This window comes from Micromonospora tarensis (assembly GCF_016803395.1).
GTDB lineage: Bacteria > Actinomycetota > Actinomycetes > Mycobacteriales > Micromonosporaceae > Micromonospora > Micromonospora tarensis.
Window position 1 is genome coordinate 1 of sequence record NZ_JAEVHL010000498.1, and the last position, 1,516, is coordinate 1,516.

General features: G+C 75.6%; 2 protein-coding genes. Both read left to right on the top strand.

Translation table 11 applies throughout. From position 1 onward, the window contains the following. Nucleotides 1-83 precede the first annotated feature (83 nt). Nucleotides 84-845 carry an SDR family oxidoreductase gene (locus tag JM949_RS35900; protein ID WP_203152467.1) on the top strand — a complete coding sequence of 254 codons (762 nt, stop codon included), beginning with the start codon at nucleotides 84-86 and terminating at the stop codon, nucleotides 843-845. Next, the gene (gene mug / locus JM949_RS35905; RefSeq protein WP_203152468.1) at nucleotides 842-1,441 is read left to right on the top strand and encodes a G/U mismatch-specific DNA glycosylase; all 600 of its coding nucleotides are present in this window, start codon (nucleotides 842-844) and stop codon (nucleotides 1,439-1,441) included. The genes JM949_RS35900 and mug overlap by 4 nt, the downstream gene beginning before the upstream one ends. Nucleotides 1,442-1,516 lie beyond the last annotated feature (75 nt).

Consider the following 1,516-nt stretch of genomic DNA (forward strand, 5'->3'; position numbering starts at 1 on the left):
GCCTGCTGCGCCGCGCGCCGCGGCCAACCGGCGGTGTCCACCGCTGCTGGCGACGGCGTACCGGATACGGCAGGATCGGCGTTATGGATCTCGGACTGACCGATCGCGTGTACGTGCTCACCGGCGCCTCCCGTGGCCTGGGTTACGCGACCGCGCAGAGCCTGGTCGCCGACGGGGCGCGGGTGGTGCTCTCGGCTCGCGACCCGGACGCCGTGGCCGCCGCCGCGCAGCGGCTGGGTGGCCCGGAACGGGCCGTCGGGTTGACCGCGGACCTGACCGACCCGGAGACCCCGGGGCGGCTCGTCGCGGCGGCGCAGGAGCACTTCGGCCGGCTCGACGGCGCGTTGATCTCGGTTGGTGGGCCGCCCGCGGGCAACGCCGCGGTGATCACCGACGAGCAGTGGCGACTCTCCTTCGAGACCGTCTTCCTGGGCACGATCCGCGCCGTCCGCACCATCGCCGGCGTGCTGCCCGAGGGCGGGGCTGTCGGCTTGGTGCTCTCCACCTCGGCCCGTGGGCCGGTGCCCGGCCTCGGCATCTCCAACGGCCTGCGGCCCGGTCTGGTCGGTGCCGCCAAGGACATCGCCGACGACTACGGCCCGCGCGGGATCAGGGTGGTCGGGCTGCTGCCCGGCCGGATCCTGACCGACCGCAACCGGGACCTGTTCGCCGCTACCGGCGACCCGGAACGCGCCCGCGCCGAAGCCGAGGCCAGCATCCCGCTGCGCCGTCTCGGCGACCCGGCCGAGTTCGGTCGGGTGGCCGCGTTCGTGCTCTCCCCCGCCGCGAGCTACCTGACCGGGATCACCGTGCCGGTCGACGGTGGCGCGCTGCGCGGGCTGTGACGACCGACCCGGGCCACCCCTCAGTCGTCCGGCATCCCCGGCCCACCCGCGCCGAGCTGGCCGCCGCCACCGACCGGACCATCCCCGACGTCCTCGGGCCGGGGCTGGCGGTGCTCTTCGTCGGCATCAACCCCGGCCTCTGGTCGGCCGCCACCGGCTGGCACTTCGCCCGCCCCGGCAACCGGTTCTGGCCGGCGCTGCACCAGGGCGGCTTCACCCCACGGCTGCTGCACCCCAGCGAACAGGGCAACCTGCCCGCCCTCGGGCTCGGCATCACCAACATGGCGGCCCGGGCCAGCGCCCGCGCCGACGAGCTGAGCACCGAGGAACTCCTCGACGGTGCCGAGATTCTGGCCGACAAGGTGGCCCGGTACCGGCCGGACTGGGTGGCGGTGGTGGGAGTGACCGCGTACCGGATCGGTTTCCGCCGGCCGAAGGCCGCGTTCGGGCCGCAGCCGGAGGCGCTGGCCGGCGCCCGGCTGTGGGTGTTGCCCAACCCGAGCGGACTGAACGCGCACTTCACCCCGGTCACGCTGGGACTGGCGTTCGCCGAGCTACGGGCGGCGACGGGCCTGCCGGACCGGCGCACCGCCTGACCCCGGTCGGCGACGAACTGCCGGTCGGGCCTGCTGCCCCGGCCGGCCGGCGAACTGCCGGTCGGGCCTGCTGCC

Excerpts from the sequence above, each read along its gene's own strand:
- JM949_RS35900 (WP_203152467.1), top strand. The coding sequence starts at position 84 with ATGGATCTCGGACTGACCGATCGCGTGTACGTGCTCACCGGCGCCTCC.